Here is a 24,947-nt window from a genome sequence, read left to right on the forward strand (position 1 = left end):
GCTTCGATCAGCCGAAGCGGCCCGTGATGTAGTCCTGAGTCTGTTTCTTGGCCGGGTTCATGAACATCTTGTTCGTCGGGCCGAACTCCACGAGTTCGCCCAGATACATGAACGCCGTGAACTGCGAGATGCGCGCCGCCTGCTGCATGTTGTGCGTGACGATCACGATAGTGAACTCGGAGCGGAGCTGCTCGATCAGCTCTTCGATCTTGCCGGTGGAGATCGGGTCGAGCGCCGATGTCGGCTCGTCGAGGAGGATCACTTCAGGCTTCTGCGCGATGGTGCGCGCAATGCACAGGCGCTGCTGCTGGCCGCCGGACAGGCTCATGCCCGACTGGCGCAGCTTGTCCTTCGCCTCGTCCCACAGAGCCGCCTTGCGCAGGGCTTCCTCGACGCGTCCGTCGAGCTCGGATTTCGGCAGCTTCTCATAGAGTTTGATGCCGAAGGCGATGTTGTCGTAGATCGACATGGGAAACGGCGTCGGCTTCTGGAACACCATGCCCACACGCGCCCGCAGCTCGTTCACGTCGATGGAGGGCGAGAGCACGTTCTGCCCGTCGAGCAGGATCTCGCCGTCGGCGCGCTGCTCCGGGTACAGGCTGTAGATGCGGTTGAAGGTGCGCAGCAGCGTCGACTTTCCACAACCGGACGGGCCGATCAACGCCGTCACCTGCCGGTCGTAGAAATCGAGGTTGATGTCCTTCAGGCTCCGGAAATCACCGTAGTAGAAGTTCAGGTTCCGAACGGCGATGCGCACCGGCGCTTCGGCATTGCCCGCGGCGGATCGTCCGACGGCGCTGCTCGTGTTGAGGGCAATGGTGCTCATCGGATTTTATCCTTCCTCAGGAGCAGGCGCGCCACGACGGACAACGCCAGGATCGACATGGTGATGATGAGGGCGCCCGCCCATGCCAGTTCGCGCCAGTTCTCATAAGGTGAGAGGGCGAACTGATAGATCATGACCGGCAGGTTGGCGACGCCGCCCATGAGGTTGGGGTTGAACCAGAAATTGTTGTTGAGGGCCGTGAACAGCAACGGGGCGGTCTCGCCGGCGATGCGGGCGGTGGCCAGCAGCACTCCGGTGACCATGCCGGCGCGCGCCGCCTTCCAGCTGATCTTGATGATGACGGTGGACATGGGCGCGCCCAGCGCGGCGCCCGCTTCGCGGAGCGAACCCGGCACGAGGCGCAGCATGTCCTCCGTGGTGCGCACGATCACGGGTACGGCGATGATCGCGAGCGCAACGCCGCCAGCCCAGCCGGAATAGCCACCCATGGGCTGCACCATGAGCATGTAGACGAAGAGGCCGATCAGAATGCTGGGCGCTGCAAGCAGGATGTCGTTCACGAAGCGGATGACTTCCGCGAGCTTCGAGCTCTTGCCGTACTCGGCAAGATAGGTGCCGGCCAGCACCCCGACGGGCGTTGCCACGACGATGCCGAGAACGGTCATGATCAGGCTGCCCACAATGGCATTGGCGATGCCGCCACCCTGGCTGCCGGGCCCCGGCGTCGTCTCAGTAAAGACCGCCGGCGACAGGCCGCCGATGCCCTCGACGAGCAGCATCAGAAGGATCCAGCCGAGGACGAAGGCGCCCAGGACCGTGAACAGCGTACAGGTGATCTTGAGGGCGCGGTCGGCCACATGGCGGCTGCGGCGCACCCGCCCCCAAGGGGCAGGAGCAGTCGTGGGTTCGTTTGCGGCCTGGTGCTGCAGAGCGGTGTCCATCATGGTCTCCTCAGCCCACCTTCACCCGCGACACGAGAATGCGGGCGAGCACGAGCACGGTAAACGTGACCAGGAACAGGATGCAGCCCAGCGCCATGAGTGCGTTCAGCTGCAGACCGATGGCCTCGTTGAATTCGTTGGCGATCCGCGACGCGATGGTGGATCCCGGATCGAAGAGCGAACCCGAGAGGCGGTTGGCATTGCCGACCACGAAGGTCACGGCCATCGTTTCACCGAGCGCGCGGCCGAGCCCGAGCATGACTGCGCCGATGATGCTGACTCCGGCCTGAGGCAGGAGCACGTTGCGCACCACCTCCCAGGTGGTGCAGCCGATGCCGTAGGCGCTCTCGCGCAGCACGGGCGGGATCTGATCGAGAATGTCGCGCGCGATGGAGGCGATGAACGGAATGATCATGATCGCCAGGATGATGCCGGCCGTCAGGATGCCGACGCCGGAGGGCGTGCGGGCATACAGGATGGTGCCGATAATGGGCATTCCCTCGACGATGTTGGAGACGGGAATCTGAACGTAGTTGGCGAACAGGGGCGCGAAGACGAAGAGGCCCCACATGCCGTAGATGATGCTGGGGACAGCGGCGAGCAGCTCGATGGTGGTCGCCACCGGCCGCTTGAGCCAGGGCGGGCAGAGCTGCGTCAGGAAAACCGCGATGCCGAGAGACAGAGGCACGCCGATCACAAGGGCGATCAGCGCCGTCGTCAGCGTTCCGACGATGGCCACCCAGGCGCCGTACTGATCTTCGTTGACGTTCCAGACACTCGACGTGATGAAGCCGAGGCCGAATTCGCTGAAGGCTGGCCATCCGCCGTAGATCATCGACCCGATGATCCCGAGGAGCACGATCAGCACCAGAAGGGCCGATGCAAGGCTAGCTATGCGGAAGAGCCCGTCGAAGCTTGGTGAAGAAGATCGGCGAACGGAGGCATCCGTGCTCGAAACGAGACGTTCTTGCGAGAGAGCTACCATTCGCCGATCCGCTATGCTTGGTTGACCGAAGTCGGATTACTGCGTGAAGACAGGCTGGCCCGAGGCGTTCTTGATCTCGCTCTTCCACGTCGCGCGCACCTGATCCTTCAGCTGGGCGGGAAGCGGCACGTAGTCGAGATCAACAGCCATCTTGTCGCCGTTCTTGAACGACCAGTCGAAGAACTTCAGGGCCTCGGCCACCTGCTCGGGCTTCTCCGGAGCCTTGGGAACGAGGATGAAGGTCGGAGCCGTAATCGGCCAAGCCTCATCGCCCGCCTGGTTCGTCAGCGAGATGCCGTAGCCGGGAGCCGACTTCCAGTCGGCATTGGCGGCGGCAGCCTGGAAGGTCTTGGCCTCCGGCGATACGAACTTGCCATTCTTGTTCTGGAGCTGGGCGAACGGGATGCTGTTCTGCTTGGCGTAGGCGTATTCGACGTAGCCGATGGAGTTCGGCACCTGCTTCACGAGGGCCGCGACGCCCTCATTGCCCTTGCCGCCCTGGCCTACGGGCCACTGCACCGATGCGCCGGCGCCGGGGCTGCTCTTCCAGGTTTCGGAAACCTGAGACAGGTAGGTGGTGAACACGCTGGTGGTGCCCGATCCATCGGAGCGGTAGACCGGGGTGATCGAAGCATTGGGGAGCGTCACGCCCTGGTTCGCCTGGGCGATCTTGGCATCGTTCCACTTGGAGATCTTGCCGTTGAAGATATCGGCTAGGACTTCACCCGTCAGCTTCAGCTGGCCGGCGGAAACCCCCTGAATGTTATAGACGGCCACCACACCGCCCATCACGGCCGGAAACTGGATGAAGCCGTCCTTCTGAAGCTCTTCGGCTTTGAGCGGAGCGTCGGTTGCGCCGAAATCGACCGTCTTGGCCCGGATCTGTCGGATGCCGCCGCTGGAGCCGATCGACTGGTAGTTCATCCGGTTGCCGGTCTCCTTGTTGTAGGCCTCGGCCCACTTGGCATAGATCGGGAACGGGAACGTCGCGCCTGCGCCGGTGATGTCAGCAGCAGAAGCCGTTGTCGTAAAGCTCGCGACGGCAAGGCCGGCCGCAATGGCGTAGGACATGATCTTCAAGGGTCAATCTCCTGTTCATACAGTGTGACAGGCAGCTTCAAAAGCTAAGGCCGCGTCACGCGATGGGACAGCTAGGCCCGATGGATGTCTCCTCTACGACAGTTGGATGACAATTACATGACACCCCCAATGGATCCCTGGAAGCGTCCCGATTTGACCCCGGCAAAGGTGTCCGATCAGGCGCGGGCCTCGGGCAGCGTCACCATAAACCGGGCGCCCTGGCCGGGTTCGCTCATGATGTCGAAATGGCCCCGGTGACGGTTGACGATGTGCTTGACGATGGCAAGGCCCAAGCCCGTTCCGCCCTTGTCGCGGCTCTGCGCCATGTCGACCCGGTAGAACCGTTCGGTCAGGCGTGGCAGGTGCTCGGGCGCAATGCCGGGCCCGTAATCCTGGATCGTGAACGTGACATGGGGCCCCTGCTCGCCATGGGAGGCTCCGATGCTCTCGATCGCCACGTCCACCCTGCCACCGCTCTCGCCATACTTGACCGCATTCTCGATCAGGTTCTCCGCCACGCGCAGAAGCTCGTCGCGGTCGCCGCGCACAAGAATAGGCTGCCCGGGCAGCTGGGCCTGGATGTTGACGCCCCTCTCCCGGGCCATGGGCGACAGGGTCTCGATCATCTGGGACACAATGGAGGCAAGATCGACATTCTGGGTCGGGGAGAGATGGGCCCGCATCTCGATGCGCGACAGGGACAGGAGGTCGTCGATCAGGCGCTTCATGCGCTGCGCCTGCCCCTTCATGATGTCGAGGAAACGCTCGCGGGCCCTCACGTCGTCGCGGGCTGGGCCCTGCAGGGTCTCGATGAAGCCGAGCACCGAGGCCAGCGGGGTGCGCAGCTCATGGCTCGCATTGGCCACGAAGTCGGCCCGCATGGCCTCGAGACGGCGGGCCGAGGTGAGATCGCGAAAGAACAGGACGACGCCTGCCTGAACTCCGGTGCTGGGCGCATCGGCCTGGAGTGGGCCGATATGAACCTCGAAGGTGCGCTCGGTGGGAACCCGCTCCGAATACTCGACCTTCAGGGGCTCGCCTTTCTCGAGAACCCGCTGGATGCCGTCGAGCACATCGGGACTGCGGAGCGCGAAGGATAAGGGGTGGCCCGTCTTCAATCCGCTCAGGAGACCGTAAGCGGCTTTGTTGGCCTCGATCACCAGGGCACGCTGATCGACCAGGATGACCGGATCGGGGATCTGAGCCAGAACCGCCTCGGCGATGCTGGAGCGCTGCGGCTTGCTCGGCTGCGGCCGGACACCGACCCCGAGGCTGCGCTTGGGGCTAGCGATCACAAATCCAGCCCCGATGGCTATGGCAGACCAGAGCAGAAGCCAGGCATCTCCGTTGCCCCGCACCAGGGCCGCGACCACCATGACGAAGCACGCGACGACTGCGCCGCGCAGGGCTGCATCGCGCAGGAGCGTGACACCCTGGGGCTTGGGTTCCGGCGTCGGATCGTCGGGATCGCTCATGGAACGGAAGGTCTCGGAAGAATTGCATGCCTTCTTTAAGGCAGGCGCTGGGAGGTGTCATCTCCCGCCGAGTTCCACCTCGGCGATCTCATCCTCATCGGGCTTGAACGAGAGCCTGGCGGCCCGGATGCGGTTGCGGATCTCGTAGCCTCCGAGGAGCGCAAGGGCTATCACGAAAGGAATGAGGTAATAGCACAGGCGATAGAGAAGCAGCGCCCCCAGGACCGGCTCACGCGGATAGCTCGAGAGGGCCAGAAGGATGGTGGCCTCAAAAACCCCGAGGCCTCCCGGTGCGTGGCTTGCCACTCCGAGCATCACGGCGAAAATGTAGACTGCCACGAAGGTCTCGAAGTTGAGACCATGCCCCCCCGGAAGCAGCACGAAGAGAACGCCCGCGCCCGCGCACACATCGGCCGCGCCGATGAGGATCTGCGCCAGCGACAGGCGAAAGCCCGGCAGCTCCAGCTTCCAACCCTGGATCTTGACCGAGCGGCGCTTGAGCGAGACCCAGATCATGTAGGCGGCAACGAAGACGGCGGCGCCCAACCCGACGAGCTGGTTCATCCAGATATGGGTGTAGACGAGACTCGCCAGCTCGTCGGCCTTGCTGATCAGGCACCATGCGAGCACGAGCGCCATGCCGAGCCAGAAGGTGACACCGGCAATCACGGTGAGGCTCGCCACCCGCCCCGGTTTCACGCCCTTGGGCGAATAGATCCAGTAACGAACCGTTCCGGCCGTAAGCAGCGGGAAGCCTAGGGTGAAACTCACCGCATAGCTCGTGAAGGAGGCCAACGCCGTCGTGCGGTAAGGGATCTGCAGCTTGAGCTGGCGCAAGGCGATGGCGTCGTAGCAGGTCAGCAGGCCATAGCTGATGGCGGTGAGGAGGACCGCCAGCCCGATCTGACGCAGGCTGGCGGCCGTGAACGCGGATTTCAGCTCGTTGACGTCGATATCGGAGACGATATGCCAGAGAACGACCAGCGAAGCGCCGAACAGGAGAATGCTCGCCGCCATCCCGATCCAGGCGAACCGGCGGGAGCGGCGCTCCTTCGGTTGAAGGGCTTCGGCAGATGACATCTCCGGCGGTGACACCGGGCGGGAGCTCATATCGTTCATGAAAACTGTCAATCAGCCTCAGCGTAGGAAAGGTCGCATCAGGTGCGCGGGCTGTCCTGCATCTAGGCGCTGGCAGGGAGAACCGCCAGACGCAGGGCGCCTTTTAATGGTTTCACAGGACTGGCGCTACTCTTTGTGCCGAGAAAATGCACATTGGGGCGGATGTGGGTTGTCAGCCTCGAAAAAGGCCTACAACAATGCTTCTCTGATCGAAGCCTGTTTGTGAGTGACTTTGGCCGTCGAGGGTGGCCCGGGAGTTCTGCGTGGATTTCAAGGATACAGAAACCCAATATGCCGTTCTGGCGGAGTCTCTGCCCCAACTCGTCTGGTCGGCCCGGCCGGATGGATCTGTCGATTATGTCAACCGCCGCTGGCGTGAATATACGGGCCGTTCAGGCGAGCAGATCTTAGGCGACGGATGGCAGGAATCCGTCCATCCAAGTGACTTGGCCCAAGTCAGGGACCATTGGAAGCGCTCTCTCGAATCCGGGCAGGCCTATGAATGGGAACACCGGATCAGAAGCACCGCAGGCGAGCACCAATGGTTCTTGAGCCGTGCAATCCCGATTCAGGACCTCACCGGCAACATTACCCGGTGGTTCGGCACGAGCACCAATATCGACGAGCAGAAGAAAAACGAGGAAACCGTTCGGATGCTCGAGAGCCAATATCGCCTGGCTCTTGAGGCTGCCCATCTCGGAACTTGGCAGATCGATCTCGATAGCCACCGCATCACCTGGGATGAGGAAAGCTGCGCCCTCTACCGCATTCCTCACAACGGATTGTACAGCCTCTCGCTCGATGAAGCCTGGAACATGATCCATCCCGAGGACCGGGAGGATGTGAAGGCGCGCATTGCCGCCGCATCGGCTCCGGATTCTGATGGCAAGTACGACAATCGCTACCGGGCGCAGCTTCCTGACGGGAGCCTCCGCTGGTTCCGTTCTCACGGACGCGCCCTTCACGTCACCGACGGCGGCACGCGCCGCGCCATCAGCCTGTATGGCGTGATCAGCGACATCACGGAGCGCCAAGCCCTTGAAGAAGCCCAGAAGCTTCTGACCAGGGAACTCAATCATCGCGTGAAGAACCTGTTCGCCATCGCAAACGGCATGGTCTCGATGACGGCCCGCACGGCCAAGGACCCCAAGGACATGGCGACGGCCCTGCGCGGGCGGCTGAGCGCCCTGTCGCGGGCCCATGAGCTGGTCCAGCCTGCCTCCATCTCGGAGCCGGGCGCCGGCACCGATGTGGAGCTCTCTCGCCTAATCGAGGCTGTCCTCGAGCCCTACAGGCAATCCGGCCAGAACAGGATCAGCATCGAAGGCCCCAACGTTGCCGTGGGCTCCAACACGACGACGAGCCTTGCCCTGGTTCTGCATGAGCTTGCCACCAATGCGGCCAAATATGGATGCCTCTCCTGCTCGGAAGGCGAGCTCGCCATCCACTGGACGCTCCGGGGTGAAGACGTGGACGTCCTCTGGACCGAAAGCGGCGGGCCGCCCATTCCGGCCCCCCCGAGCTTTGAAGGCTTCGGCACGCAACTGTCCCAGCGAAGCATCGCCGGGCAGCTCGGAGGTACCCTCGAGCGCGAGTGGCGGCCGGAGGGCCTGCGCGTTCACATGGTCATTCCCCTCAGCCGGCTGAGCGCCTGACCGGCCATGCCATCGTATCGCCGCGTCCTGGTTCTGGGCGGAGCGCGCTCGGGCAAGAGCCGCACCGCCCTGCAGCTTGCCGAGCAGGCCTCATTGCAGCGGATCTACGTCGCAACGGCCCAGGCCTTCGACGATGAGATGCGCGAACGCATCGCTCTGCATCGCCTAGAGCGCGACCAATCCTGGCAGACGGTGGATGCCCCCTTGGAGCTGCCGCAGGCCATCCAGGCTCAGACCGGTCCCGACAAGGCCGTGCTCGTCGATTGCCTGACCCTCTGGCTCTCCAACATCGTGCTCGCCGAACGTGACCCGGCCCATCAGGCCGACCGGCTTCTCCACGCTGTTCGGGACGCCCAGGGTCCTCTCATCCTGGTGTCGAACGAAGTGGGCCAAGGCATCGTCCCGTCGACCCCTCTGGGGCGCTCCTTCCGCGACGAGCAGGGGCGCCTGAACCAGCGGATCGCGGAAGCCTGCGATGCGGTGGTCTTCGTGGCCGCAGGCTGCCCGATCCTGATCAAGCCGGCTCCTGCCCTGGATCTGAGGCTGGCCTGAACACGGCCGTTTTCAGGGCAGCTTCGACTTCGCTTCAGCGGTTAAGGCCTCGATCATGGCCGGCGTCGAGGGACCTCCGCAGATCATGAGACGCCCTGGAACGGCGATGCGGCGCTCGGGCGGCACGGCAGCCGCCAGTGCGGGATGGGCAAACAGGGCCGTGCCGTTATCGATGGCCTGCCCGGATCCTGTATCGACCAGCATGACATCCGGCGGGGTGGTGACGAGCGTCTCCAGACGGACGACCCCTCCATTGTTGCGGCCAAGAACGTCTTGGTGCAGCGTGAAGCCCATCTGTGTCAGCACCTCGCCTAAAGGCGAGTGGGCGGCTGTCACCCACCCTCCTCGCTCGTAAACCAGGATGCTGCGCCCGTTCGGGACACTAGCCCTGGCCCGATCCAGGGCTGCATCGATCCGGGCGATCAGGGCCTCGCCGCGCTCCGCATGGCCGAGCCTTCGGGCGAGGGTGCGGATCTGCTCGCGCCCCTCGACAAAGCCTGACCAAGGGCCAAGCTGGAGGACGTCGAGGCCCTGCCGCTTGAGGACCGCCACCTGATCCTGCTGGCCATAGGTGCCGGTCAGCACAAGATCGGGCTTGCTGAACAGAAGCGCCTCCGCCCCACCCTCATTCAGAGGCACGTCAGCGGCCTGCCCTGCCATGAACGAGACGGATTGATCCCGGGCGAGCCGGCTCAAGGATGCGATCTGGCTCCGATCAGCCAGCGCCAGCAGCAATTGGTCCGTGCAGAGATTGAGGGAGGCAACCTGGTGCGGCCTCGGCTGAGCTGTGGCCGGAGAGATCTGCCAAAGGCCGATCAGCAGGATCCATCCGATACAGCCACGATGGCGAAGTCTTGAGAACATCCGGCGATACCTGCGAGCGCCTACTTCCTGAAGGCTAGGTCTTAGGATCAAAGCAGGCTCCCCAGTCCCATGACAAGCTGAGCAACTCCCTCACTGCGGCGGAATGACCCGCACACTTAGTTAATTACCTAATTTGATAACGTCTTCGCGCCAGTATTCCTCGAGAAACAAGGCTCTGGCGAAGATTATCCCCTTTGTCCGGATAGTTGCAAAAGGTCGCACATGGGAACAAAGTCCAAAATCACCGTCAAGCTGACCCATTATGGACATATCTACCACGCACATACTCACCTCACTTGAACGAAGAACAACCGCAAACCTGTCTTGACAGTGAAGCGGCGCATTTCTAGGGGGCTTCTTCATATGCAGATTGCTCTGACAGCGTCTCGCGACGCATGCCAGCAGACGGCTATTTGCCTCGATTTCGGGAAGCGCATTGGCGTCCAGGGCCGCCGCACGGCTCAGAAGCGCCCTACCCTCCAGGGGGGGCAGACCCTGCTCAACCTGACCAAGATGCTCGGCCTCGGCGCCTGCATCACGTTTGCTATCGGCACCGCTGCCATGCCACAATCCGCCTCGGCGGCGGAGCAGAAGCTGGCTCTTCCAGCGGCTTTCGATGCCGGTGAGAATGCCATCAGGGTTCCGGCCCAGCACATGCAGTCGCTCAACACGTCGGTGAGCGCTGCGGCTCCGTCAGATCCGCTCGAAGCCATCGTTCCGGTGCCGGCCGCTGAGTCCAATCAGGCCCATCTTCAAAAGCAGATCATCCTGACCATTCCCCTGACCAATCCGTCGGCAGCGGAAGGCAGCGAGGATGACAAGCCCGTGTCGCGGGAGCTCACCGACTACATGGAATTCGAGGAGATGCGCGTTCCCGTGTGGATCGTGGACACGATCCTGCGCGCCTCCAAGATGACCGGCGCCGACCCCGTCTACATGATGGCTCTGGCGGACAAGGAATCGAGCTTCCTGCCCGGCAACAAGGCGTCCACGTCCTCCGCCGTAGGCTTGTTCCAGTTCATCACGAGCACCTGGTTGGAGGTCGTGCGCTCTTTCGGACCCATGCACGGTCTGATCGCAGAAGCACAGGCAATCGAACGGGTCGACGGCAAGCTCACGGTGGTCGACGAGACGATGCGCGAGCACATCCTCAGCCTGCGCCGCAATCCCTACATTTCCTCGCTCATGGCAGCGGAAATGATGAAGCGCGATAAGGCGAAGATCGAGGCGCGGCTCGGCCGGCAGCTCAACCGGTCGGAGTTCTACATGTCCCACTTCTTCGGTGTGGACAGCGCCAGCAAGTTCATCGCGCTCGTGGATGACACCCCCAAGAAGAGCGCGCCCGCTGCCTTCCCGGCCGCGGCGAAGTCCAACAAGTCGCTGTTCTTCACCAAGGACGGCAAGAAGACCCGCCAGCTCAGCGTGGCAGAGGTCTATGGCAAGATCGACGACATGATCGACAAGCGCCTCAACCGCTACGGCGACGTCTCGACCCGCGTGGCAGGGGACCTTCCCTTCTGATCGGGCAGTTCAGCCTCTCCCTCCGCGTTGGAGGCGTGAGGTTGAGCATCCGTGACGATCTCGGCCCGCGGCGCCAGTCCCGCCGATGCGGAACTTGAGGGTGCGATATCGGCGAAGCCGCCTTTGACGGGCGGGCGCTGCACCCGGATGATCCGCATCACGATGAAGGCGGCAAGGCCCAGTGAAGCCAGGGCCGCATAGATGAAAAGCCCCTGAGGTCCAAGGATTTCCATGGCCAGCGCCCCAATCAGGGGTCCGACGGTCACCCCGGTCGCCCAGGAAAACAGCAGGGTGCCGACGGTGGACACGATCTGCCCGGGATCGACGATATCGCAGGCATGGGCCACGCAGACCGAGTAGATGCACAGGGCCAATCCACCCCAGGCCGCAAACGACCACAGGATCAGCAGGCTGGCACCCTGTGCGCTGGCCCAGAGGATCAGGAGCGAGACCAGGCTCGTGCCCAAGGCCAAGCCTGCGATCACGTAGCGCCGGTCGGCCCGATCGGAGAGCCAGCCGAGCGGCCATTGCATCGCGAGACTTCCTGCCTGCAGGGCAAACAGAAGCGCCGCCGCCTGATCCTGGCTCAGCCCAACCCGGACGCCGAAGACCGGCGTGATCGCAATCACCGGACCATTGACCAGACCGACCACGAAGGCGCCGACAACTGCGGAGGGCGCCGTGGCAAACAGTTTCCTGACCTCGATCCGCACACCCTGCGGTGCGTTCGGCTCACTCGTGGTCGTAGCCGCGATAGGAAGCAGCGAGAGCGAAATCAACGCACTCACCGCCATGAACAACCCATCGGTGCGGATGTCGCCGAAACTGATCCCGAGCGGAGACAGCATCAAGGCAACCTTGGTGCAGATCATGTAGATGGAGAGAATCCGCCCGCGATGACTCGATGTGGCTCGCGCACTGATCCATCCGTCAGTGACGGTGAAGATGCAGGCGAGCGTCACGCCCGTCAGTCCACGCAGCAGGATCCAGGCCAGGGTCGAATGAGCCTGCGTCATGGCCAGGATCAGCACGGACACGATGGCGGCCAGGCTGGCAAAGGCCCTGATGTAGCCGACATGGCGGATGAAGCTCGGCGCAAGGAAGCAGCCTGTCGAAAAGCCCACTCCGTAAGCGGCAGCCACCACGCCGATGGACGCGACGGAGATGCCGTCCGCCTGCATGCGCAGCGGCATCAGAGCCTGCAGGAGACCGTTCCCCGCCTGGAGCAGGGTCGTGGCGGCCGTAATGGTCCAGATCAGAGCAAGGGAGGAGTTCACAATCGAATCGACAATGCGGGGCGGCAGGCGCGAGGGTCAGCAAGATAGAGAGCAGGTGCCGCCCAAGATCAAGAGTCGATCCGGTTTCGATAAGGCTTTCGATCAGTCGGCATGCCCGGCCGCCAAGCCGGACATGATCATGGTTGCACTCGGGAGCCTATTGGCTCGAGCGATCTTTCTGAAAGGTGGCAAAAAGATAGAAACCGTTGAAACGCACGCCTTCCATGGCGGCTTTCCGGTCGAAACCCAAGGGAGCGTCCTGACTCTGAACCCGCCCGCCGAACCGCCAGTTCGGCTCCACGACGAAGGGAGGAACGGTGCGCTCCTCCGGGACGGCACAGACAAGGCCATCCAGTTTCGTACTTTGGAACAGATTATATGCGTACATGTCCTGCTCCTTTTCCTATCACGACGAATCACACCTTGCCGGACAACAGTGACAGGAGTGTGATATTGCAGCGCAGCATCAGCAGAATTTCTTCTTTTTCGGGGACGAATGGAAGTGGCGCAAAGGGATGATCCTTTGTTAGGCTCACCCATCCTCATGGGATGAGCGTAACAATCAGGGAGCGCCGCATGACCACTCAAAGCACCCTTCGCCGAAGTCTTATAGGTCTCAGCCTCCTGGCCAGCCTGCCCTGTGCACCTCTGGCATTGGCTCAGGCGGTCGCTCCTTCCCCGGAAGCTCCCACGGGTCGCGCAGTCAAGTCTGTCGGCAGCGCAACGAAGGACATGGTTGCGGCCGCCAATCCTCTGGCAGCACAAGCTGGCCGTGAGATTTTGGCAGCAGGCGGCAGCGCCGTCGATGCTGCCATTGCGGTTCAGCTGGTTCTCAATCTTGTCGAGCCTCAGAGCTCCGGCATCGGCGGCGGCGCCTTCATGGTGTTCTGGGACGGCCGGACCATGGCGACCCTCGACGGTCGTGAAACGGCGCCTGCCGCCGCCAAGCCCGAGCGCTTTCTAGGCCCAGACGGCAAGCCGATGAAGTTTTACGATGCCGTGGTGGGCGGCCGCTCCGTGGGCGTGCCGGGAACGCTGCGCCTGCTTGAGATGGCGCACAAGAACTGGGGCAAGCTGAGCTGGCAGCAGGTCATCGAGCCGGCAGCACGGCTGGCCGAGGAAGGCTTTGCCATCTCGCCGCGTCTCAACGGCTTGCTGACCCAGGAGAAATACCTCCAGGGCGATCCGGTGGCGCGCGCCTATTTCTATGAGGCTGACGGCAAGCCCAAGGCTGTTGGAACCGTCCTGAAGAACCCGGCCTTCGCCAAGACGCTCCGCACTGTTGCCGAGAAGGGTGCGGAGGCCTTCTACACGGGTGAGATTGCTCAGGACATCGTGGCGACCGTGACGGGGCATCCCACAAATCCCGGCGACATGACCCTTGAGGACCTCAAGGGCTACAAAGTGCAGGAGCGCGAAGCCCTGTGCGGCAGCTATCGCGTCTACAGGATCTGCGGCATGGGCCCGCCGAGCTCCGGCCAAGTCGCCGTGCAGCAGATGATGGGCGTTCTGGAAACTCAGGACATGGCCGCCGTGAAGCCCGGACCTGACGCGGCACACTGGCTCGCCGAGGCAGGTCGCCTGGCCTATGCGGATCGTGCTCTCTTCCTGGCCGATCCGGCCTTCGTGAACGTTCCCGTCAAGGGCCTGACCGATCCCGGATACATCAAGAGCCGCGCCGCCCTCGTCGACCCGAACAAGTCGATGGGCAAGGCCAAGCCCGGCGATCCGCCGTTCCAGAAGACCTTCCTCTGGGGGCCGTCGGACGCCATAGAATACGGCACGAGCCACATCTCCATCATCGACCGCAACGGCAATGCCGTGTCCATGACCACCACCATCGAGGATGGGTTCGGGGCGCGGATCATGACGAAGAGCGGGTTCCTGCTCAACAACGAGCTGACGGACTTCTCGTTTGCCACGACGGAGGAGGGTAAGCCGATTGCCAATCGCGTCGAGGCCGGCAAGCGCCCGCGCTCGTCCATGGCGCCCACTATGGTGCTCGACGGAAGCGGTAAACTCTATGCGGTGGTGGGCTCGCCGGGCGGAAGCCTCATTCCCAATTACGTGGCCAAGACGCTGGTCGGCATTCTGGACTTGAAGCTCGATCCCCAGGTTGCCGCCGATCTGCCCAACATGGGCAGCCGCAACGGGCCGACGGAGCTTGAGGCCGGCACGGAGGCGGAAGCATGGAAGGCGGCGCTCGAAGCCAAGGGCCACGAGGTCAAGCTGATCGACCAGAACTCCGGCATCCATGCCATCGTTGTCACCCCGGCAGGGCTCGTCGGCGGTGCGGACAGTCGCCGCGAAGGTGTTGCCATCGGCAACTGACATGTGCTTGGCAGCGTGTGTCATCACGCTGCTTCCACATCGAAGAGGGTTCGAGTTTCATGCGTATCATCGTTATCGGTAAGGAAGGACAGGTCGCCCGCTCTCTGGCAGAGCGGGCGCGGGCTCACGGGGCGCAGGCGGTGCTCGTGGGTCGTCCCAAGCTCGACCTTGCCGATCCGTCGGGCATCGAGGATGCCCTGATTGAGACCGGCGGCGACGTTATCGTGAATGCAGCGGCCTATACGGCCGTCGACCAGGCCGAATCCGCTCCGGAGCTCGCCGAGGCCATCAATGGCATCGGCGCCGGAGTCGTGGCCGGTGCCGCTGCCGCCATGAACGTGCCCCTGATTCACATCTCCACGGACTACGTCTTCGACGGCACCGCCGATCATCCCTATCGCGAGGACGACCCGGTTTCTCCTCTGGGCGTCTACGGCGCTTCGAAGCTCTTGGGCGAAGAGGCCGTGGCGGCCGAGGCCGAGAACTACGCCATCCTGCGCACCGCCTGGGTCTACAGCCCTTTCGGCAAGAACTTCGTCAAGACGATGCTGCGCCTTGCCGGTGACCGCGACGAGGTCGGTGTGGTGGCCGACCAGCACGGCTCGCCGACCAGCGCCCTGGACATCGCCGACGGCATTATTGCGGTCAGCCGCAACCTCCTGGAGAGGCCCGAGGACAGGAGCCTTCGCGGCCTGTTCCACATGGCCGGCGCGGGCTTTGCCAGCTGGGCGGAATTCGCCACGGAAATCTTCACCCTGTCGGCGCATCTCGAAGGGCCTTCAGCGAAGGTCCGGCCAATCGCCACCTCAGACTACCCTACTCCGGCCAAGCGGCCGATGAACTCCCGGCTCGACTGCACCAAGCTCAAGGAAACGCATGGGGTGGTGCTCCCCCACTGGCGCTCGTCGCTCGAGCCTTGCGTGAAGCGCCTCATTGAGGAGACCCGGAAGGAATTTCTTCGGGACCATGCGGGCTGAGTTGAACTTTCCGCAGGAAGAGACGGTTGTTCTTTATAAAGAACAACCGTAGGATCGCTGCATGACCACGCCTGAAGAGTCCCACTACCGCCTTGAAACCCGCCTCGTTCACGAGGGCAATCAGCGCACGCCCTTTGGGGAGACATCTGAGGCGCTGTTCCTCACGCAAGGGTTCGTCTACGAGAGCGCCGAGAGTGCCGAACGGCGCTTCCTCAATGAGGAGCCCGGCTACAGCTACAGCCGCTACTCGAACCCGACCATCGATGCATTCGAGCAGCGCATTGCCGGCCTCGAAGGCGCGGAAGCGGCCCGAGCGACGGCAAGCGGCATGGCGGCGGTCACGGCCGCGATGGTCGGGCAGGTGCAGGCTGGCGACCATGTGGTGGCGGCGCGCGCGCTCTTCGGCTCCTGCCGCTGGGTGGTGGAGGACTTTCTGCCCCGGTTCGGTGTCGGCTGCACCCTGGTCGACGGCGCAGACTTAAGCCAGTGGCGCGACGCCGTAAGGCCTGAGACCAAGGCTTTCCTGCTGGAGACGCCGACCAATCCGAGCCTGGAGATCATCGACATCGCGGCCGTTGCCGAGATCGCCCATGCGGCCGGCGCGACGCTCACCGTGGACAATGTGTTCGCAACACCGCTTTTCCAGAAGCCGCTCGCGCTGGGTGCCGATTGCGTCGTGTATTCGGCGACCAAGCACATCGACGGTCAAGGCCGATGTCTGGGCGGCGTGATCCTTGGCTCCACCGAATTCATCGAGAACAAGGTGCAGCAATTCCTGCGTATGACGGGCCCGTCGATCTCGCCCTTCAACGCCTGGGTGCTTCTGAAAGGTCTCGAGACGCTTCCCCTGCGCGTTGAAAGGCAGACAGCCACCGCCGGCTCTCTTGCGGATGCGCTCCACGACCATCCGAAGCTGCGGCGCCTCACCTACCCGGGCCGCCCGGATCACCCGCAGGCGGACCTGATCAGGCGCCAGATGACCGGCGCCTCGACCATGATTGCGCTCGACGTCACAGGCGGTAAGGAAGGCGCTTTCCGCCTCCTGAACGCCTTGAAGCTGATCCGGATCTCCAACAATCTGGGCGACGCGAAAAGCCTCGTCACCCATCCGGCCACCACCACCCACCAGCGCTTCACGCCCGAGCAGCGCGCCGAGATGGGTATTACGGATGGTCTGGTGCGCCTGTCGGTCGGGCTCGAGCACAAGGACGACCTGCTCGAGGATCTCGCCCGCGCCCTTGAACGAGCCTGAACATCACAAGCGCGTGATGAAGGTCTTGAGCCGCGTCAAAGCATCCGGCTCACATGAGTGTTGCACGTTCGGTTCCAGGCCGCTCCATCGAAGGAGCGCGGCTTATCAAGGTCTTCGTAGAAGAAGATTCCCCAGTACATCGGCCTTTGAAGTCAAACTCATCTAAGCCAGAGGTCTATATCGCGTCTCCTCCTGCGCCTCTTGAAGTCAAATGGGAAATGACACACCATCCTCTGCGGAATAACGCGTTCCATCATAAGAAAACGCGGTCCTTCACAATGATAACGTTGAAGGGAGGAAGCAGTGAAAAAAGACAAAACACCAGCGTCTCAGACTCCGAGTTCATCCAAGCAGTCTCGCCGTCGGTTCCTGCAAGTCGCTGGCCTTGGAGCGGCCGCAACGGTCGCAGCACCTCAAGTATCCCGAGCTCAGACCGCCACCTGGAAATTCCAATCCACCTGGCCGAACCGCGACATCTTCCACGAGTTCTGCAACGACTACGCCAAGCGCATCAACGATATGTCCGGTGGGCGTCTGAAGATCGACGTTCTCGCCTCCGGCGCGGTGGTTCCCGCCTTCCAGCTGCAGGACGCGGTGCATGCCGGCATTCTCGACGGCGGTCATGGCGTGGCGGCCTACTGGTACGGCAAGAACAAGGCCTTTGCCCTGTTCGGCACCGGCCCGTCCTTCGGCTGGAACGCCAATTCCTTCTTGGGCTGGATGAACTATGGCGGCGGCTACGATCTCTATAACGAACTGCAGCAGCAGATCCTCAAGCTCAACATCGTCGGCTTCGTGTCGGGGCCCATGCCGGCTCAGCCGCTCGGCTGGTTCAAGAGCGAGGTCACTTCGGCCGATGCCTTCAAAGGCTTGAAGTATCGCACGGTGGGACTGGCCGCCGATCTCAACCGCCAGCTCGGCGCAGCCGTCACCATTCTGGCCGGCGGCGAGATCGTGCCGGCCCTGGAGCGCGGCGTCATCGACGGCGCCGAGTTCAACAACCCGTCTTCCGACCTCGTGCTCGGCTTCCCCGACGTGTCGAAGAACCTGATGCTCCAGAGCTATCACCAGTCCGGTGAAACCTTCGAGCTCATCTTCAACAAGGCCAAGTACGACGCGCTTCCGGCAGAGCTGAAGGCAGTCCTCAAATACGCGGCAGAATCGGCCTCGGCGGATATGTCCTGGAAGGCCCTCGATCGCTACTCGAAGGATCTGGAGGCCATTCGCGGTCGCGGCGTCCAGGTGAAGAAGACGCCTGACTCGGTGCTCAAAGCCCAGCTCGATGCCTGGAACAAGGTCATCGAGGAGTTCTCGAAGGATGCGTTCTTCAAAAAGGTGATCGACAGCCAAAAGGCCTGGGTGCAGCGCACTTATGCCTATGAGCGCCTGAACGAGCCCTCACGCGACATGGCCTACGACCACTTCTTCAAGACCACCTGAGGAATGGCCGGTACGTCCACCACCTGAGACACTGTCTTCTGATGAGGGCGGCACGCACGATGCCGCCCTCGTAGAGCCTCGGGCCCAAAAGTGAATTTGCACTTTTGGATTGATCCGATGCTCAATCCATAGCTTGCGCATCGTTCAAAGCGGAAAACCGGACCCACTTTTCACTGATGTGGCTCTTCGGGTCCGCACGATGCGCTGATGTCCCGCAGGCTTCTGGAAGGGCCTCGCCCATGCGCTTCGTCTATTTCATCGACCGCATCAACACGTTCATCGGCAAGGCCGTCGCCTGGGCAATCCTCGCCCTCACCTTCGCGGTCTGCTACGAGGTGTTCGCGCGCTACGTGCTGCGAGCCCCGACCGAATGGGCCTTTGACGCGAGCTACATGCTCTATGGCCTGCTCTTCATGATCGCAGGTCCCTATACGCTTGCGCGCAACAACCACGTGAGAGGCGACTTCCTCTACCGCAACTGGTCTCCGCGCCGACAGGCGACCATGGATCTCGTGCTTTACTTCCTGTTCTTCTTCCCTGGCATCCTCGCCCTCGTCTATGCCGGCATTCCGTTCTCCCAGATGTCGTGGATGATGAACGAGCATTCCATGAACTCGCCGAACGGGCCGCCGATCTATCCGTTCAAGGCGCTGATCCCTCTCGCGGGTATTCTCATGGCCTTCCAGGGCATCGTCGAGGTTATCCGCTGCATTCAATGCCTGCGTGACGGCGAGTGGCCGCAGCGCCTGCATGACGTCGAAGAAACCGAGAAGCTCATTCTCGAACAGGCCGAGCAACAAGGCCTCACAAAAGGGAATATCTGATGCTGGCATCGTGGGGGTTGGGAAACCCCGAACTGGGCGTGCTGATGCTCGGCCTGTTCGTGGTTTTCATCATGTTCGGGTTTCCCATCGCATTCACACTGATGGCGCTCGGTTTCGGCTTCGGCTACTTCGCCATGGGCGACATCGTGTTCGCGCTCGTGGTGCAGCGGGCCTATTCGGTGATGACGAACGACACGCTCGTGGCCATCCCGCTCTTCGTGTTCATGGGCTACATCATCGAACGAGCGAACATTCTTGACCGGCTGTTCCATTCGATTCAGATCGCGGTCGGGGGCCTTCCCGGATCGCTTGCCATCGCGACATTGGTCACCTGCGCCCTGTTCGCCACAGCGACCGGCATCGTGGGTGCGGTCGTCACGCTGATGGGTCTTCTCGCCTTTCCAGCCATGCTGCGAGCCGGATATGACGTACGACTTGCCTCGGGCGTGGTCTGCGCTGGCGGATGTCTCGGCATTCTGATTCCGCCCAGCGTGATGCTGATCCTCTATGGCGCCACCGCCGGCGTATCGGTGCCGAAGCTCTATGCGGGCGCTCTTTTCCCGGGCCTCATGCTCGCCGGATTGTACATACTCTATGTGCTGATCCGCTGCATGATCAATCCGAGCCTCGCGCCCAAGCTCCCTATTGAAGAGCGCAGGGTGCCGCTTGCGAAAGTCATGTGGTCGCTGGCAACGTCGTTCTTCCCGCTCGCGCTGCTCATCCTGTCAGTGCTCGGCGCGATCTTCTTCGGCATCGCGACACCGACGGAAGCGGCGGCTGTCGGCGCCCTCGGGAGCCTGCTGCTCGCAGCCGCCTACCGCTCGCTGTCGTTCGGCAAGCTCAAGGAATCGGTTATCCTTACGGCCCGCACCTCGGCCATGGTCTGCTGGCTCTTCGTGGGCTCCTTCATCTTCTCATCGATCTTCGCCTTCCTCGGCGGGCATCAGCCCATCGAGAACTTCGTCACGCATCTGAACCTCTCCCCGTTCTGGTTCCTGATCCTCACGCAGGTGATCATCTTCGTGCTCGGATGGCCGCTGGAATGGACCGAGATCGTCGTGATCTTCGTGCCGATCTTCCTGCCGCTTCTCGACAATTTCGGCATCGATCCGATCTTCTTCGGCATTCTGATCGCCCTCAACATCCAGACGTCGTTCCTCTCGCCGCCGGTGGCCATGGCACCCTTCTACCTGAAGGGCATCGCGCCGCCGCATGTGAGCATCAACGACATCTTCGCCGGCGTCATGCCGTTCCTGTTCCTGGTCATCGTCGCCATGGCGATGTTCTATATCTTCCCCGAGCTCGGCCTGTGGCTGCCGCGCTATCTCTACGGCTGAGGTTCAGTGTCCGCTGAATGGAAAGTTTCTAAACAGGCCCGGAACCCTGAAAGCGCCCTCACGTTGGCCTCCTGTTCATGCCGATAGGAGGCCATCATGAAGTGCCAGTTCTGCCAGCAGGATGTGAGCGACCCCTGCCACAACGCGCAGGAAATGCAGCAGCGCGCCGCAAGCCATGTGGACCGTTGCGAGCATGCCCTCAAGGATCAGCAGGGCACGGATTCCGGCGCACACCGCGGCGACATCCAGAGCGGCGGCTGAGATCATGCCCGGCAAAGGCACTGATCGCCCCGAGGGCTTGGCCGAGCAAAGCGTGAACTCCAGCATCGTGCACCCCGGCCTGGGCGGCCGGGGCAATGCCGAGCAAGATGATCGCTCCGCCGGCAACCGAAGCCTGACCGGAAACGATCAGCGGGAAGGTAGCGAAAAGACCGGTGCCGATGCGACTCAAGCCAAGAAGAGCACCCGACCATAGGAGAATGCCATGGCCCGCAAAGCCCGTATGCGACCATCCTGGAAGAAGGCCAGCAAGCACAAGCAGAAGGCTTCAAGCTCTCGCAAGGAACGCGTAACCCAGCGCAGCTGAGCCGCAGAGGCTTTACTGACGGCCCGCAGATGCGGGCCGTTTTTGCGTTTTATAGGTAGGAGATGCAGGCTCAATGAGGAGCCGCAGGATGGGTCTGTTATGCTCTCGCAGGAGCAACGTGGGCCATTCCTAAAGCATTACGGGGAGCCAATGCTCCCCGTTACGTGCTCCGTCTTAGTCAGGCAGTCGGGATCTATGCCTGTTACAGCACGAACCAACCCTTCTGCATGTCCATCGCGCCCTTCAGCTTGATCACGCCTTCTGCCGTCTTGTCGCTGTCGGTGTTGAGGTAGATATAGGTGTCCTTGCCGGCCTTCTCGTAACGCACCTGACCGGCCTTGGTGAACTCTTTGGTGCCGATGAAGGAAAAGGCCTGATCGCCCTTCTTCTTCGTGTCGGCATCGATCAGCTTCAAGTCGATCTTGTCTCCGCCCTTACCGGAGAAGTCGGTGATGTAATCGGCCGTCTTCTTGCTCGTGCCGGTATCCTTGTTGGCGAATGCGAACACATCCTTGCCGGAACCGCCGGTGAGCGAATCCTGACCAGAGCCGCCGATGATCCTGTCGTTGCCGGTGCCGCCATTGATCTTGTCCTTGCCGCCGCCGCCGTTGAGGCTGTCGTTGCCAGCGCCGCCGGAGAGATTATCGGTGCTGGACCCGCCCGAGACCGTATCGCCTCCGCTGGTGCCGGTCGTGGTCTCCTTCGCGACGTCCTGGAGGACGATGGTCAGGGTTTGATCGACGCTCTTCCCGAACTGATCGGTCGCGCGCACCACGACCGTGTGGGTCATCGTCTGCTCATAATCGAGCAGAAGCCCATTCTTCACCTCGATCGTCTTGTTGTCGCTCGCGAGTTGGAAGCGACCGCCCGCATCGTTGATGAGGGTGTAGGTGTGCGTGCTCAGCGCATCCGGATTGGCAACCGACAGGGTGCCGACATCGGCACCGATAGCGCTGTTCTCGACCACCATACCGCCAGCCAGACTAATGGCCGAGCCGTGATTGATCACCTCGGCAAGGTTCAGGACCGTGCCGCCGAAGTTGAAGACTTCGGCATCGATGACAGTGTCCGTTCCCTCTCCACCGGTTCTCTGATCCTTGATGGTCAGAGTCGTCCCATTGTTCGTAACGTGATAGTTGGATCGAGCGCCGCTATAGACCGCAGTGTCGATGCCGGCGCCACCCTCGATCTGGTCGTCGCCGGCCCCGCCTGCCAGAAGGTCGTTGCCATTGTCGCCGCGCAGACGGTTGTTGAGACCGTTGCCATAGATACTGTCGTTCGCCTCTGTGCCACGGATGCGCTCGATCTTGGTCAGGGTGTCTTGAGCCCCAAAAATATCGGTTACCTTCACGGTGTCCCCGCCGCGCAGATCGACGGTCATGCCCTTCTTCAGGTTGGCGGGAACCGCCCGGTACTCAGCCCGGTAATCTACCTCGTTGATACCCTTGGTGCCGTCGAAGATATCTGCACCGGCGAAACCGATGAAGCGCTGAGACACCGCGCTATCGCCACCCGTGAACTTATCAGCGCCGGCCGTGCCTCGCACGGCGTGAATATTGAAGAAATGATCGGTGCCGATGGTACTTCCGCTACCGTTTTTCTTCACGACCGTTCCGGTTCCATAGCGTGGATCAGAGGTGAACGTGACCTCGATACTGGCGATGTTCGCGCCACCGTAGCCGAGATCATTCCAGGCGGTGTTCGGGTTGTCATCATCCGCCTCCTCGCCGCCATAGATCGTGTCATTGCCGAGGCTGCCGACAAAATTATCTTCGTCCGTACTTGCCCCGACGCCACCGATGAGGACGTCGTTGCCGTCACCTCCGTCGAGCATGTCCCAACCGGCGCTGCCATTGAGGGTGTCGTTACCATCGCCACCCTCCAGGTGATCGTCGCCCGCATCACCGCGCAGGCGGTTATTGAGGCTGTTGCCGTAGATTTCGTCCCTTGCTTCCGTACCGCGGATGTTTTCGATCTTGGTAAGAGTGTCCTCGTCACCGAAGAGATCGGTCACTGTCACCGTGTCTCCGCCACGCAGGTCGATAAACATTCCTCCCTTCAACTCATCCGGAGCGGATCGGTAATCGGCTCGGTAGTCGATTTCGTTAACACCATCGGTGCCATTGAAGACGTCCGCACCAGCAAGACCGATGAAACGCTGCGCAACAGGACTGTCCCCACCGATGAAAATATCGTCTCCGAAAGTGCCGCGCACAGCGTGAATGTTGAAGAACTGGTCGGTGCCGATGATAGCTCCGTTGTCACCCCTCTTGATCACGGTGCCGGAGCCATACCGGTCACCCGATGAGAACGTAACCTCGATGCTTGAGGAAAGCCCATTATTGTAGCTCAGGTCGTTCCAGTTGGTATCCGGATTGTCGTCCTCCGCCACCTCGCCGCCATAGATGGTGTCGTCGCCGGTGCTGCCTGAAAAGTAATCCTCGTCCGCACCTGCCCCCACGCCACCGATGAGAATGTCGTCGCCGTCGCCGCCATAGAGCGTATCCCAACCGGCGCCACCATTGAGGCTGTCGTTACCCCAACCGCCCTCCAAGAGGTCATTGCCGCCACCTCCGTTCAATGCGGAGCCGTCGCCGAGAAGCAGAGTGAACATATCTCTTGGGGCTGCCATGCCGCCGAGCCAAGTCTCCTCGAAATCAGCCAGAGTTACATCGTCGACATCCGTGAACTCGGCAAGCACAGTTATGCCGTCAGCGTCGTGCAGGCGAACAGTATGAATCGTTGTGATCGCACCGGAACCGCCATCCGTTCCCGTGACCAAGATCGTGCGCTGCTTTCCGTTGAGGGTAAAGGTGTAGGACTTGTCCGTCGCGGTTGCCGCCCCCTCCACGACTTCTATTAAGGGAAAGATATCTGCCGGAACGAGTCCGAGCGCTGTCAAGATATTGAATACGGCCATAGTGCCCCCTTTTTCCTAAAAACGTCCGTCTTATCTTCGACACGCTCTATCAGCGAAAAAGATATATTCTAGAAGCAGTCGAGGTTTGTTGCTTAGATGATTTACCCAGAATTACATACTTTGAACAAGTCCAACCAAAGAGCGATCTCCTGTTCCATCATATGACTTAACTGAATCTTATTAAAAAAACCTGTTATATCCGCTTGAAGCAACATCCAGAAACAACTCACCAACTTAATATTACAACTAGATAGTCATTGAGCATTGTGTAAGGCAAGCATCGAGCTCTGCGTTACCAATACTTATGTTATTTCGTTCGAACGACTTTAGTCAAAAGTATTGTGATTTTACGCACATCATCCATGATGACCTCGGCTGTAATCAAAAAAGGCAAATCAGCCAGGGATTACTTTCCGGGGACCTTCAATCATGCACGCTTCTTCACTCAGCTTTAGACTTGCCGTTCTGTTCGTCATCGCCGGCATGGCCATGGGCATTGGAATGGCAATGACCCAGGACCACGCCTTGATGCCGGCCCATGCTCACCTCAACCTGCTGGGGTGGGTCTCCCTGTTCCTGTTCGGCATCTACTACGAGCGCCGCCCGGCCCTCGACGCCAGCCGGCTGGCGATGATCCAGGTCGTTCTGTGGTCGCTCGGCACCGTCGTGCTCACGAGCGCCGTCTCCGCCATCCACCTCGGCTATCATGCCGCCGAGCCGATCGCCGCCATCGCGTCCCTGATTGTGCTCGCTGCCATGATCCAGTTCGCCTACTTCGTCTTCCGCCCGGAGCGCAATGTTGCCCCCGGCCCAGCCGCTCATCTGAGCCCGGCCGAATGAAGTGAGGCTTTGCCTTAGCGCGCCACGCTGTTTCGGCACCGACTGATCGAAAAAGAAAAAGCCCTGCTTGAGCGGGGCTTTTTCTTCAGAACCTTTGGCGCTCCCTAAGCTCGACTTTGGCCAATCAGGCGGCTTGGCAGAGCGCGTAAACCAAGCCTCGTTGAAGGGCCTGTGAGGGTTTCGA

22 protein-coding genes are annotated in these 24,947 nt (G+C 61.7%); 12 read left to right on the top strand and 10 right to left on the bottom strand.

The features are described from left to right. Nucleotides 1–7: 7 nt before the first annotated feature. The 6 genes from pstB to JKL45_RS12400 form a co-directional block, all read right to left on the bottom strand. Entirely contained in the window at nt 8–826 is an 819-nt protein-coding gene (gene pstB, locus JKL45_RS12375) for a phosphate ABC transporter ATP-binding protein PstB (protein WP_201861433.1), read from the bottom strand. Continuing rightward, entirely contained in the window at nt 823–1,728 is a 906-nt protein-coding gene (gene pstA / locus JKL45_RS12380; protein WP_201861462.1) for a phosphate ABC transporter permease PstA, read from the bottom strand. The genes pstB and pstA overlap by 4 nt, the downstream gene beginning before the upstream one ends. A gap of 10 nt (nt 1,729–1,738) precedes the next feature. Continuing rightward, entirely contained in the window at nt 1,739–2,713 is a 975-nt protein-coding gene (gene pstC, locus JKL45_RS12385) for a phosphate ABC transporter permease subunit PstC (protein WP_201861434.1), read from the bottom strand. A gap of 36 nt (nt 2,714–2,749) precedes the next feature. Further along, nucleotides 2,750–3,793 (bottom strand): phosphate ABC transporter substrate-binding protein PstS, encoded by a 1,044-nt coding sequence (pstS, locus tag JKL45_RS12390; RefSeq protein WP_201861435.1) that lies wholly within the window; start codon nt 3,791–3,793, stop codon nt 2,750–2,752. Between the two features lie 176 nt (nt 3,794–3,969). Further along, entirely contained in the window at nt 3,970–5,268 is a 1,299-nt protein-coding gene (locus JKL45_RS12395) for an ATP-binding protein (protein ID WP_201861436.1), read from the bottom strand. Nucleotides 5,269–5,325: 57 nt separating this feature from the next. Beyond that, nucleotides 5,326–6,387, bottom strand: coding sequence for a lysylphosphatidylglycerol synthase domain-containing protein (locus JKL45_RS12400; RefSeq protein ID WP_201861437.1), 1,062 nt, complete (start codon nt 6,385–6,387; stop codon nt 5,326–5,328). 263 nt (nt 6,388–6,650) lie between these two features. Between JKL45_RS12400 and JKL45_RS12405 the strand changes: the two genes are divergently transcribed. Both JKL45_RS12405 and cobU read left to right on the top strand, forming a co-directional pair. Further along, entirely contained in the window at nt 6,651–8,042 is a 1,392-nt protein-coding gene (locus JKL45_RS12405; protein ID WP_201861438.1) for a PAS domain-containing HWE histidine kinase family protein, read from the top strand. Nucleotides 8,043–8,048: 6 nt separating this feature from the next. Then, complete coding sequence (gene cobU, locus JKL45_RS12410; protein WP_201861439.1) at nt 8,049–8,594, top strand: bifunctional adenosylcobinamide kinase/adenosylcobinamide-phosphate guanylyltransferase; 546 nt, start codon at nt 8,049–8,051, stop codon at nt 8,592–8,594. Between the two features lie 12 nt (nt 8,595–8,606). On the opposite strand, the gene JKL45_RS12415 is transcribed toward cobU, so the two are convergent. Further along, entirely contained in the window at nt 8,607–9,458 is an 852-nt protein-coding gene (locus JKL45_RS12415) for an ABC transporter substrate-binding protein (RefSeq protein ID WP_201861440.1), read from the bottom strand. A 363-nt stretch (nt 9,459–9,821) separates the two neighbouring features. Here JKL45_RS12415 and JKL45_RS12420 point away from each other — a divergent pair, with 363 nt between their 5' ends. Next, a complete protein-coding gene (locus JKL45_RS12420) occupies nt 9,822–10,979 on the top strand; it encodes a transglycosylase SLT domain-containing protein (protein WP_246498506.1) in 1,158 nt (385 codons plus the stop codon). On the opposite strand, the gene JKL45_RS12425 is transcribed toward JKL45_RS12420, so the two are convergent. Both JKL45_RS12425 and JKL45_RS12430 read right to left on the bottom strand, forming a co-directional pair. After that, nucleotides 10,934–12,256 (bottom strand): MFS transporter, encoded by a 1,323-nt coding sequence (locus JKL45_RS12425; RefSeq protein ID WP_201861441.1) that lies wholly within the window; start codon nt 12,254–12,256, stop codon nt 10,934–10,936. The genes JKL45_RS12420 and JKL45_RS12425 overlap by 46 nt on opposite strands. Before the next feature lie 157 nt (nt 12,257–12,413). Next, nucleotides 12,414–12,644: a hypothetical protein gene (locus JKL45_RS12430; RefSeq protein WP_201861442.1), complete on the bottom strand. Its 231-nt coding sequence runs from the start codon at nt 12,642–12,644 to the stop codon at nt 12,414–12,416. Nucleotides 12,645–12,832: 188 nt separating this feature from the next. On the opposite strand from JKL45_RS12430, the gene ggt reads away from it, so the two are divergent. The 8 genes from ggt (at nt 12,833) to JKL45_RS12470 (ending at nt 20,892) form a co-directional block, all read left to right on the top strand. Then, nucleotides 12,833–14,587 carry a gamma-glutamyltransferase gene (gene ggt, locus JKL45_RS12435; protein ID WP_201861443.1) on the top strand — a complete coding sequence of 585 codons (1,755 nt, stop codon included), beginning with the start codon at nt 12,833–12,835 and terminating at the stop codon, nt 14,585–14,587. A 59-nt stretch (nt 14,588–14,646) separates the two neighbouring features. After that, entirely contained in the window at nt 14,647–15,564 is a 918-nt protein-coding gene (rfbD, locus tag JKL45_RS12440) for a dTDP-4-dehydrorhamnose reductase (protein ID WP_201861444.1), read from the top strand. A 61-nt stretch (nt 15,565–15,625) separates the two neighbouring features. Continuing rightward, nucleotides 15,626–16,816, top strand: a complete 1,191-nt coding sequence (locus tag JKL45_RS12445; RefSeq protein ID WP_201861445.1) for an O-succinylhomoserine sulfhydrylase — start codon at nt 15,626–15,628, stop codon at nt 16,814–16,816. A 303-nt stretch (nt 16,817–17,119) separates the two neighbouring features. Next, nucleotides 17,120–18,256 (top strand): TRAP transporter substrate-binding protein, encoded by a 1,137-nt coding sequence (locus JKL45_RS12450; protein ID WP_201861446.1) that lies wholly within the window; start codon nt 17,120–17,122, stop codon nt 18,254–18,256. Between the two features lie 239 nt (nt 18,257–18,495). Then, nucleotides 18,496–19,080 carry a TRAP transporter small permease subunit gene (locus JKL45_RS12455; protein ID WP_201861447.1) on the top strand — a complete coding sequence of 195 codons (585 nt, stop codon included), beginning with the start codon at nt 18,496–18,498 and terminating at the stop codon, nt 19,078–19,080. After that, the gene (locus JKL45_RS12460; protein WP_201861448.1) at nt 19,080–20,417 is read left to right on the top strand and encodes a TRAP transporter large permease; all 1,338 of its coding nucleotides are present in this window, start codon (nt 19,080–19,082) and stop codon (nt 20,415–20,417) included. The genes JKL45_RS12455 and JKL45_RS12460 overlap by 1 nt, the downstream gene beginning before the upstream one ends. A 96-nt stretch (nt 20,418–20,513) precedes the next feature. Continuing rightward, on the top strand, nt 20,514–20,678 hold the full coding sequence (locus tag JKL45_RS12465; protein ID WP_201861449.1) for a hypothetical protein: 165 nt from the start codon (nt 20,514–20,516) through the stop codon (nt 20,676–20,678). 4 nt (nt 20,679–20,682) lie between these two features. Beyond that, the gene (locus JKL45_RS12470; protein WP_201861450.1) at nt 20,683–20,892 is read left to right on the top strand and encodes a hypothetical protein; all 210 of its coding nucleotides are present in this window, start codon (nt 20,683–20,685) and stop codon (nt 20,890–20,892) included. A gap of 313 nt (nt 20,893–21,205) precedes the next feature. On the opposite strand, the gene JKL45_RS12475 is transcribed toward JKL45_RS12470, so the two are convergent. Continuing rightward, nucleotides 21,206–23,923, bottom strand: coding sequence for a cadherin domain-containing protein (locus JKL45_RS12475; RefSeq protein ID WP_201861451.1), 2,718 nt, complete (start codon nt 23,921–23,923; stop codon nt 21,206–21,208). Nucleotides 23,924–24,352: 429 nt separating this feature from the next. On the opposite strand from JKL45_RS12475, the gene JKL45_RS12480 reads away from it, so the two are divergent. Continuing rightward, nucleotides 24,353–24,763 carry a hypothetical protein gene (locus tag JKL45_RS12480; protein ID WP_201861452.1) on the top strand — a complete coding sequence of 137 codons (411 nt, stop codon included), beginning with the start codon at nt 24,353–24,355 and terminating at the stop codon, nt 24,761–24,763. Nucleotides 24,764–24,947 lie beyond the last annotated feature (184 nt).

It is taken from the genome of Microvirga soli, assembly GCF_016734765.1.
GTDB lineage: Bacteria > Pseudomonadota > Alphaproteobacteria > Rhizobiales > Beijerinckiaceae > Microvirga > Microvirga soli.

Coding starts and splice junctions, on each gene's coding strand:
- pstB (WP_201861433.1), bottom strand. CDS start 826: ATGAGCACCATTGCCCTCAACACGAGCAGCGCCGTCGGACGATCCGCC.
- pstA (WP_201861462.1), bottom strand. CDS start 1,728: ATGGACACCGCTCTGCAGCACCAGGCCGCAAACGAACCCACGACTGCT.
- pstC (WP_201861434.1), bottom strand. CDS start 2,713: ATGGTAGCTCTCTCGCAAGAACGTCTCGTTTCGAGCACGGATGCCTCC.
- JKL45_RS12395 (WP_201861436.1), bottom strand. CDS start 5,268: ATGAGCGATCCCGACGATCCGACGCCGGAACCCAAGCCCCAGGGTGTC.
- JKL45_RS12400 (WP_201861437.1), bottom strand. CDS start 6,387: ATGAACGATATGAGCTCCCGCCCGGTGTCACCGCCGGAGATGTCATCT.
- cobU (WP_201861439.1), top strand. CDS start 8,049: ATGCCATCGTATCGCCGCGTCCTGGTTCTGGGCGGAGCGCGCTCGGGC.
- JKL45_RS12415 (WP_201861440.1), bottom strand. CDS start 9,458: ATGTTCTCAAGACTTCGCCATCGTGGCTGTATCGGATGGATCCTGCTG.
- JKL45_RS12420 (WP_246498506.1), top strand. CDS start 9,822: ATGCAGATTGCTCTGACAGCGTCTCGCGACGCATGCCAGCAGACGGCT.
- JKL45_RS12430 (WP_201861442.1), bottom strand. CDS start 12,644: ATGTACGCATATAATCTGTTCCAAAGTACGAAACTGGATGGCCTTGTC.
- ggt (WP_201861443.1), top strand. CDS start 12,833: ATGACCACTCAAAGCACCCTTCGCCGAAGTCTTATAGGTCTCAGCCTC.
- rfbD (WP_201861444.1), top strand. CDS start 14,647: ATGCGTATCATCGTTATCGGTAAGGAAGGACAGGTCGCCCGCTCTCTG.
- JKL45_RS12445 (WP_201861445.1), top strand. CDS start 15,626: ATGACCACGCCTGAAGAGTCCCACTACCGCCTTGAAACCCGCCTCGTT.
- JKL45_RS12455 (WP_201861447.1), top strand. CDS start 18,496: ATGCGCTTCGTCTATTTCATCGACCGCATCAACACGTTCATCGGCAAG.
- JKL45_RS12460 (WP_201861448.1), top strand. CDS start 19,080: ATGCTGGCATCGTGGGGGTTGGGAAACCCCGAACTGGGCGTGCTGATG.
- JKL45_RS12465 (WP_201861449.1), top strand. CDS start 20,514: ATGAAGTGCCAGTTCTGCCAGCAGGATGTGAGCGACCCCTGCCACAAC.
- JKL45_RS12470 (WP_201861450.1), top strand. CDS start 20,683: ATGCCCGGCAAAGGCACTGATCGCCCCGAGGGCTTGGCCGAGCAAAGC.
- JKL45_RS12475 (WP_201861451.1), bottom strand. CDS start 23,923: ATGGCCGTATTCAATATCTTGACAGCGCTCGGACTCGTTCCGGCAGAT.
- JKL45_RS12480 (WP_201861452.1), top strand. CDS start 24,353: ATGCACGCTTCTTCACTCAGCTTTAGACTTGCCGTTCTGTTCGTCATC.